The sequence below is a fragment of the Arsenophonus endosymbiont of Apis mellifera genome, assembly GCF_903968575.1.
Lineage (GTDB): Bacteria > Pseudomonadota > Gammaproteobacteria > Enterobacterales > Enterobacteriaceae > Arsenophonus > Arsenophonus apicola.
On sequence record NZ_CAJCFU010000046.1, the window covers coordinates 1 to 7,373 of the forward strand.

14 protein-coding genes are annotated in these 7,373 nt (G+C 37.3%); 10 read left to right on the forward strand and 4 right to left on the reverse strand.

The genetic code is table 11. The annotated features are described in order from the left end of the window. From H1X92_RS05895 to H1X92_RS05910, 4 genes are all read right to left on the reverse strand, one after another. Positions 1 to 236: hypothetical protein (locus tag H1X92_RS05895; RefSeq protein ID WP_370520672.1), on the reverse strand; the 236-nt coding region annotated here is incomplete at its 3' end. A 573-nt stretch (positions 237 to 809) separates the two neighbouring features. Next, positions 810 to 1,250, reverse strand: coding sequence for a biopolymer transporter ExbB (locus tag H1X92_RS05900; protein ID WP_180559279.1), 441 nt, complete (start codon positions 1,248 to 1,250; stop codon positions 810 to 812). Positions 1,251 to 1,283: 33 nt separating this feature from the next. Beyond that, on the reverse strand, positions 1,284 to 2,123 hold the full coding sequence (locus H1X92_RS05905) for a protein rexA (protein WP_180559280.1): 840 nt from the start codon (positions 2,121 to 2,123) through the stop codon (positions 1,284 to 1,286). Positions 2,124 to 2,201: 78 nt separating this feature from the next. Next, the gene (locus H1X92_RS05910) at positions 2,202 to 2,615 is read right to left on the reverse strand and encodes a helix-turn-helix domain-containing protein (protein ID WP_180559281.1); all 414 of its coding nucleotides are present in this window, start codon (positions 2,613 to 2,615) and stop codon (positions 2,202 to 2,204) included. Positions 2,616 to 2,692: 77 nt separating this feature from the next. Between H1X92_RS05910 and H1X92_RS05915 the strand changes: the two genes are divergently transcribed. The 10 genes from H1X92_RS05915 to H1X92_RS05960 all read left to right on the forward strand — a co-directional run. Next, positions 2,693 to 2,875: a Cro/CI family transcriptional regulator gene (locus H1X92_RS05915; RefSeq protein WP_180559282.1), complete on the forward strand. Its 183-nt coding sequence runs from the start codon at positions 2,693 to 2,695 to the stop codon at positions 2,873 to 2,875. A 115-nt stretch (positions 2,876 to 2,990) separates the two neighbouring features. Then, positions 2,991 to 3,329: a CII family transcriptional regulator gene (locus H1X92_RS05920; protein WP_180559283.1), complete on the forward strand. Its 339-nt coding sequence runs from the start codon at positions 2,991 to 2,993 to the stop codon at positions 3,327 to 3,329. A gap of 72 nt (positions 3,330 to 3,401) precedes the next feature. Then, complete coding sequence (locus H1X92_RS05925; RefSeq protein ID WP_180559284.1) at positions 3,402 to 3,575, forward strand: hypothetical protein; 174 nt, start codon at positions 3,402 to 3,404, stop codon at positions 3,573 to 3,575. Continuing rightward, complete coding sequence (locus H1X92_RS05930) at positions 3,568 to 4,311, forward strand: helix-turn-helix domain-containing protein (RefSeq protein WP_180559285.1); 744 nt, start codon at positions 3,568 to 3,570, stop codon at positions 4,309 to 4,311. The genes H1X92_RS05925 and H1X92_RS05930 overlap by 8 nt, the downstream gene beginning before the upstream one ends. Before the next feature lie 114 nt (positions 4,312 to 4,425). Next, positions 4,426 to 6,315 (forward strand): bifunctional DNA primase/helicase, encoded by a 1,890-nt coding sequence (locus H1X92_RS05935; RefSeq protein ID WP_370520673.1) that lies wholly within the window; start codon positions 4,426 to 4,428, stop codon positions 6,313 to 6,315. A gap of 39 nt (positions 6,316 to 6,354) precedes the next feature. Then, positions 6,355 to 6,585: a DUF1187 family protein gene (locus tag H1X92_RS05940; protein WP_180559286.1), complete on the forward strand. Its 231-nt coding sequence runs from the start codon at positions 6,355 to 6,357 to the stop codon at positions 6,583 to 6,585. A gap of 1 nt (position 6,586) precedes the next feature. Further along, on the forward strand, positions 6,587 to 6,730 hold the full coding sequence (locus H1X92_RS05945; protein WP_180559287.1) for a hypothetical protein: 144 nt from the start codon (positions 6,587 to 6,589) through the stop codon (positions 6,728 to 6,730). Positions 6,731 to 6,750: 20 nt separating this feature from the next. Continuing rightward, positions 6,751 to 6,918, forward strand: coding sequence for a hypothetical protein (locus H1X92_RS05950; protein WP_233458134.1), 168 nt, complete (start codon positions 6,751 to 6,753; stop codon positions 6,916 to 6,918). Next, positions 6,911 to 7,105, forward strand: coding sequence for a hypothetical protein (locus H1X92_RS05955; protein ID WP_180559288.1), 195 nt, complete (start codon positions 6,911 to 6,913; stop codon positions 7,103 to 7,105). The genes H1X92_RS05950 and H1X92_RS05955 overlap by 8 nt, the downstream gene beginning before the upstream one ends. After that, positions 7,095 to 7,373: recombination protein NinB (locus H1X92_RS05960; RefSeq protein WP_180559289.1), on the forward strand; the 279-nt coding region annotated here is incomplete at its 3' end. The genes H1X92_RS05955 and H1X92_RS05960, both read left to right, overlap by 11 nt.

Here is a 7,373-nt window from a genome sequence, read left to right on the forward strand (position 1 = left end):
ACTTTAGTAGGACGAATTGATATTGCTTTTTCTACACGATTAATCACTTTTCTTTTTAGTGAAAGGATAGGGCGTTTAGTGTTTGTTGGTGTTTTTTGCTGAGAGGGTTTACTTCGATTTAAGGCTGCTTTCAGTGCCATATTAAGTGCTTTGTTATATTCATAAGCTGCTTGCCTGGCTCTTCTACGCTCATTTCTACGACGACGAGCATTATCATAACCATGAAAGTTACACATATTACCTCCTGACAATAAGTTTTGGTGGTGTGTGATAGGGCTAAGCGTCAAATTTACAGTCATCTTGGTGGTACCCTGGTATTGGCATTAGAAGAATGACTGTATTTTGGCAATTTCACACACCCCAAAACCGACTGTTTGGGTGTTTTGTGGTTACGCTTTTTCAGCGAAAGAGTGTTAAAGAGCGGTAGTATTCAACTGTCGTCACTTGCCTTCATGTTCATATGCCTCAGGCTGGCTACTTGGCAACGTCCGGCAAGGTTTCAGATAACTCATGGTATTGTCTGGCGTTTGCCTGTTGCAGTGAGTCGATAGGATTAATTTAAGATATCTTAATATAATTGTCAATATATAAATAAAGTAAACTTAAATTATGAGGCGAACTTTTTTTATAGAAATTTATAATACAATGATTTAAATGAATTATTTTTTTGGTTAGTTATATAAAAGGAAAGTTAATACAGAGGAAGAGTAAAACTTCAGAGAATATTAGAGTATGGGTTAGTTATGTTGAGATGGGAGTGTTTATTAGGGGGAGTGGTAATAGGGCGATAAAAACCCTCGGGCGGAGGGTTATTTTCTATTTGATAAATTATACAGCTGAAGTATCAATAAACATAAGTGCATGAATGAGGTTACAACCATGATTGCAGCCATTGATGGTAATGGTAATTCTTTAAAATTCGATATTAGAATTATACCCGCAAAAAACAATATTCCCAACTCTACAAAGGTAAGAGCATAGAGTGTTATTATTGGTAACAAGTATCCGTATTGCTGCAATTTAATGAAGTTATTATTTTTTATCCCTAATAGAAATGTGAGTCCAACTATAAGTACCGCAATAAGAGCGCTTGAATAAGAACTAACTGTGGCACCAAGAACATCCCTGTGTAGGGAGAAAGATAGATTTGGTGTTAATGAATATTTAAACCAACAAAAAATTGGGAATGTAATTAAGTATGGGATTGAAAATAGAATTATAGCTGATGCTATTTTTATCAACTTGTTCATTAAATATTTCCCACTATGATATAATTTATACGGCTATAATTCACATTCTATCTTTCTAAAAGACTCAAGTATAAATGGTTTAAGTCTAATGTACGTAGCTAAAATTTCTTCAGCAATGTCAGCGTTAGAACTTTTCTTTATTATTTTAGCGCCAATGTGACCTTTACCATCTAAGTAATATTCTGTGAGTTTATCAGCTGCTGATTCTTTGCCTTTAATTTTTATGTCATCAATTTTATCATAGCTAGCTGCTAGAATTTCTTTTGTTAATTTTTGAATATTTTTACGATATTTAGGTTTGATGATTATTTCAATTTCATTCAATAGCACATCACATACATTTTTAGCTCCAATACTTCTGAGGATGTTGTTAGTTAATGAGTTTTCTGATTCAATCCTCAAAGTCGTTCTGCCGATAAAATTCATATTTAATGCATCAACTTTTGTAATCCCTTGCATTAAAGGCTCAACTATTAGGCTTTCGTTAGGCTGTAGCAATTCTTTACTTTTTATAAAATCACAAAATTCTCGCGTTCTAGGGCTCCAATTTGTCGATACAAAACCTAAAATGCTATTTTCAATAAAAACAAAAGAAGAAAACCCTAGTATTTCATCATCAGCTAAACTTTCGCGGATATCGTTAATTGAATTATTTGTTTGGTTAATTTTTTTTATTAGCTCAGAATCATTTGTTTTAGTAAACAAAAAGGTTTGTGCATTTATAGGATGTAAGTATATATAGTCACTACCAGACTCAAGCGAATGAGAATTTTTATTTATTATTTTGTCATTGATCGCCTGAGTTAAATTAATTCTACTTGTTATATCAGTGATATCATTTTTTGCATAATAAGCCCAAAAACTAACCTTCATAGAGTGTCCTTTTGTATAAAAATCTAAATATTCATGCCTGTTTAGATAAGTTTAATGGTTGTATTTCTAAAAAATGCATCACGATGCTCTTTTGGATTTTTTCTCTTTTTCTTTCATTTCTTTATAGATTCGTTCAAGATTAGCCCGAGTCTCAGCAATTTCTTCTAGATAATTTTTTTGTTCATCTTCTGTTAATGCATTGAACATATCTAAAAGCTTTTCTTCTGTTTTAGTCAGCCTACTATATTTATAAGTATCATTGTCACATTGAATAGATTTTTCTGAAGTTGTACCTCTAATTATATACTCAGGAGTGCACATTAATGCGTCAGCTAAAGACAGCAAGTTATCTCCGTTAGGTTCAGTTTCTTCTTTTTCCCACTGTGAAATTGCAACATGAGATACCCCAACTTTTTTCCCAAGCTGTTTTTGTGTGAGTTGAAGCTCTTTTCTTCGCAATCTAATGCGTTGCCCGATCGATTTTATTTCCATAATTAAGTAATCTTAATTCCTCTTGACTTAAGTTTCCTTTAAACTGATAATTAAAGAATTCTTTAATGGAGGTATTAATGTTAAAAGATGAGGTCGTGAATTTTTTTGGTTCTCATCGAGAAATCGCGATAAAACTAATGATTTCTGATTCAGCTGTTTCTCAATGGAGAACAATTATTCCTGAAAGATCCGCTCTGAAATTGGAGCGTATCACTAAAGGAAAATTAAAATACAGAACTGAGTTTTATAGAAAAAAATAAATTATAACTACTGCTCTTTAACAACCTGGCCTCCCTGAAATTGGGAGATTTTTTAAATTCCCAGCCCATCGGGAGGGAATACTATTATCTGAAACTTATGGAATTAATTATAGACATGGAAACCACAATTACACGCAAATCAAATGCAAAAAATATTGAAGCCCGAATACGCAATGGCATTCAGGCACATTCAGCAATAAGAATTGCTCACGCTATTGGCATAAATCCCTCTCAGATCACGAGATGGCAGTCAGAGGATGGAATAATTCCTAAGATGGCAAGACTGCTTGATTGCATAGGGTACGATTCACCGAAGCAGGATTTAGTCATAACAAATATCTCAGGTGAAGAGATACGTAAGCTGATAGATATGCTGGAACATTTGAGATTGCCAAAAAAAGAAGCTCCAGAGTTAAAAAACAATGGAGCCTGCAAACATCATATCCAACTTTAAGTTTGGGTTACCTTTCAAGGAGAAGGGAAACGCCAGTTTTCCCTTTTTTCTTTCAATTTCAGCGAGGTCATTATGGCAAATAAACGCCGATTTTACCAGTCAAATATTCATAAAAACATTATTAGAGAGAGAGTCAATCGCTCTTTCACAGAGTTAGCCGCCAAGAAGCTAAAAGCCGCATTAGAAAATGCAAAATTAAAGCTTAAACATCGCGAAGAATCCATTAGAGGTAATCAGTATGAGTAGAATAGCAACAAATTGGGTATGGAAAATTAATTTAAAAGCTTCTCAGAAGTTGTTATTACTAGCTCTAGCTGACAGAGCTGATGAACATCATTGTTGCTATCCCAGTATTCAGAGGCTATCAAATGATACTGGGTTAGATAGAAAAACTATTTGCCGACAAATTAACCAAATGATAGCTGAAGGGTTAATAATCGATACTGGAGAGAGAAAAGGAGCAACAAAACAAGTTAAAGTTTTACGGTTAAATATAACCGAAGAAGAGTACCAAAAACGGGATGATAAACAGTACCAAAATGGGAACAGTGCCGAAATTGGTAACGATCCCAAAAACGGTACTTTGAACAGTACCAAAAACGGTACTTTGAAGGATCCCAAAAACGGTACTCAGAATCTATCAGTAGAACCTAACATAGAATCTAAAGATCTTAACACCCAAAACCCGATTGAAAAAAAACCGATAAAAATATCTCGTTATGCGTTTGAAGGTGAAGTGATTCGACTCAACCAAAAAGATTTTGAACAATGGGCGTCGATATTTTCAGATATTGATTTATTGCAGGAATTGAAACGGTTCGATGTTGAATTCAGCAAAGAAAAACCTAAAAACTGGTTTTCAGCACTGAGCGCAAAACTGAATTATCAAAACGAGACGGCACGCAAACGCAAGCAGCAAAGACAACCTGTAACCAATCAATCAACAATAACCATTGCTAAAAACGGCCTGGTATTTTTCTAACAAAGTCATCATGAAATAAATTATCAAATCAATACTCATCCGTGGGTACAACAACGGCTGGCTGAGCGCTGGCATTGTACAATACGGGTTTGACAAATTTAATCTGAGGGAAGCATGATTAGCATTACGGAATTATCTGAGAGGTTGTGGCTTGATGTTGTCAGAGTGGCTAAATATCTTTTACCTGAAGGCAAAAAAGAGGGGCACGAGTGGGTGGCTGGCTCTGTGCATGGTGAGCAGGGAAAAAGTTTAAAAGTTAATCTCTCTGGCAAAAAGGTCTGGTCAGATTTTGCAGAGGGAACAGGGGGCGATTTACTCGATTTGTGGGTTCAGGTCAGGGGCTGTAGTTTGCATCAGGCGATGGCGGAAGCAAAGCAGTTTCTAGGGATAGCGGATGAATCGGGTACATTTGAAGCAAAACGGAAAAAACAGTTTAAACGTCCACAACCCGCATCACTAAAAAAAACCGTCCGTAAACCACAAGACTGTTACGAATATCTTCAATCACGAGGCATAGGCCGAAAAACGGCGAAAGAATTTCAGGTCAGTGATGGGATTGTCTGGTCACCTGAAGATAACAGGGAATTACCCGCTATCGCGTTCCCTTACAAGCGAGATGGCGAGCTGATACAGGTTAAACGCATTAGCACAGCAAGACCTGATGGGAAGAAAGTTATTTCAGTTGAAGCGGATTGTGAACCGTGTTTGTTCGGCTGGCAAGCGCTACCCAAAGCAACCCGTGCAGTCATATTGTGCGAGGGTGAAATTGACTGCATGAGTTATCACCAGTATGGGTTGAGTGCATTGTCGGTTCCTTTTGGCGGTGGCTGCGGAGCCAAACAACAGTGGATTGAATATGAATTTCACAACCTTGACCGCTTTACTGAAATCTGGTTGTCGATGGACAATGACGAAGTGGGACAACAGGCAGCCCTGGAAATCGCCCGTCGATTAGGAGAATATCGGTGTCGTTTAGTTAAACTGCCCCACAAGGACATCAACGAATGTTTACAGGCTGGTATGACGCAGCAGGAAATTGTACATTGCCTTGAAACAGCAGCTTATTTTGACCCAGAAGAACTCTGCACAGCGCGAGATTTTTATCAAAGCACGCTTGATGCATTTTACGGCAAAGAGGAATATTTGTTCAAAACACCTTGGGAGTCATTAAATCGGCATTTCAGTTATCGTGAATCTGAGTTAACGCTACTTAATGGAGTCAATGGGCACGGTAAGAGTGAAATTTTGGGGCATGTTCTGTGTGAAGCAATGCGTCAGGGAATGAGAGCCTGTGTTGCTTCGTTTGAGTTAAAACCCGCAACGTTTTTAAAGCGTCTGACCCGTCAGGCGACATGTGCTAAATTACCCTCACAATTAGAAATTGAGTCCGCTTTTAAGTTTTATGAAGATAGGCTCTGGTTATTTGGCTTAACAGGGACAGCGAAATCATCACGATTACTCGAAATATTTAAATATGCTAACCGCCGATATGGTATCAACCTGTTTATCATTGACAGCCTGATGAAGTGTGGGCTTGCAGATGATGATTACAACGGGCAAAAAGCCTTCATGGATGCACTATGTGATTTTAAAAACAAAACCTCATGCCACGTTATTCTAGTGACACACAGCCGTAAATCGGAAAGTGAGGAGAAACCCACAGGGAAAATGGACGTAAAAGGCTCAGGTTCAATCACCGACCTTGCCGATAACCTTTTCATTATTTGGCGAAATAAACGCAGAGAGCGAGCGCTACAGAAGCTAGAAGCCAGTCAACTATTAACTGAAAAAGAGCAGGAATATCTAAAAGAGCCAGCTTCCATATTGTGTTTAGAAAAACAGCGCAATGGTGAGGGGTGGGAAGGAAAAATCTCATTGTATCTGGATAAACAGGCGCATCAATTTTTAGCAGAAGAAAATACAAGCCCTTATAATTACATCGCCAACATGCCAAACAGTGATTATGACCAGGTTTGGATGAATAACAATGTATCTAGAGATTAAACTCAGCTTTAACATCTTCAAATAATCAGGACACCCCCAATGAAATACCAGATTGAAGCAACCATTGTTAAGGATGGTGGCGAGCCTGTGCATTGGTATCGCTTTAGCGACAAAGCACTATCAGAAAAAGATTGCCTGAAAATGTTATCCCAGCCGTCCATGTTCAAAATGCAATTTAGCGAGCTTGATTACTACTGGACTGCTGTCAATCTAAAAGCTGGAAAGCCAGCTCAAATCAAGTTGATAAATTTTATCTGTAAGGAGATTTAAAGTGATTGTGAAAACAAGCGAGTTGAAAGGTAAGGCGTTAGACTGGGCGGCTGCTTTAGCAGATGGATTTGAAGCTGATTATCTGAAAAGAAGCCCTGACGCAATTCCGAATTCACTGAAAACTGGGACGATTGCGGAGAATTAATAAAAAAATATGAAATTTATTTGTCAAATGAAGATGGCGAATGGTTTGCAAGCATGTCGCCACATATGAATGAATGTATTCAAGCTGGAGAAACTCCACAAATAGCAATATGTCGAGCCGTTGTTATCAACTTTCTCGGTGATGAAGTCGATAACGTCCCTGATCAATTGGTGGATGAAGATGATTAGTCGTGAAATTTATTATGTTGACGAAAAGTTCAAAACAGACAAAAGGTTTTGGGTAGTAAAGTTTGAGTCAGATTACTGGAGTGAACATTATATTTTTCGTTTAAAGCCAACTAAAAAACAGGTAAGAGAAAGCAGAAAGGATTTTAATCAATTAAATAATTGGATGAAGGAGGAATATGGAAGATAACTTACTCTTCCACGAATCAACTAAACAATCCGTCTGGCAAACTTTAAAAGCTGTTCTTGCAACAAACCAACCGCATCAACTTGTTATCAAGCCCTTCAAGCAGACTCGAAGCCTATCGCAAAATGCACTTTTTCATTTGTGGGCATCTGAGATAAGCAAATATCTGTGTGCAAATGACGCTAATTACACTCCAGAGCAGGTGAAAGAAATGTTGAAACATACATTCTTAGGTTATGAAGTTGTAGAGCGTATCGATGTGACCACACAG

What these genes read in the sequence shown, in the direction of transcription:
- H1X92_RS05925 (WP_180559284.1), top strand. Translation starts at nt 3,402, where the DNA reads ATGGCAAATAAACGCCGATTTTACCAGTCAAATATTCATAAAAACATT.
- H1X92_RS05940 (WP_180559286.1), top strand. Translation starts at nt 6,355, where the DNA reads ATGAAATACCAGATTGAAGCAACCATTGTTAAGGATGGTGGCGAGCCT.
- H1X92_RS05920 (WP_180559283.1), top strand. Translation starts at nt 2,991, where the DNA reads ATGGAAACCACAATTACACGCAAATCAAATGCAAAAAATATTGAAGCC.
- H1X92_RS05955 (WP_180559288.1), top strand. Translation starts at nt 6,911, where the DNA reads ATGATTAGTCGTGAAATTTATTATGTTGACGAAAAGTTCAAAACAGAC.
- H1X92_RS05910 (WP_180559281.1), bottom strand. Translation starts at nt 2,615, where the DNA reads ATGGAAATAAAATCGATCGGGCAACGCATTAGATTGCGAAGAAAAGAG.
- H1X92_RS05930 (WP_180559285.1), top strand. Translation starts at nt 3,568, where the DNA reads ATGAGTAGAATAGCAACAAATTGGGTATGGAAAATTAATTTAAAAGCT.
- H1X92_RS05935 (WP_370520673.1), top strand. Translation starts at nt 4,426, where the DNA reads ATGATTAGCATTACGGAATTATCTGAGAGGTTGTGGCTTGATGTTGTC.
- H1X92_RS05900 (WP_180559279.1), bottom strand. Translation starts at nt 1,250, where the DNA reads ATGAACAAGTTGATAAAAATAGCATCAGCTATAATTCTATTTTCAATC.
- H1X92_RS05915 (WP_180559282.1), top strand. Translation starts at nt 2,693, where the DNA reads ATGTTAAAAGATGAGGTCGTGAATTTTTTTGGTTCTCATCGAGAAATC.
- H1X92_RS05905 (WP_180559280.1), bottom strand. Translation starts at nt 2,123, where the DNA reads ATGAAGGTTAGTTTTTGGGCTTATTATGCAAAAAATGATATCACTGAT.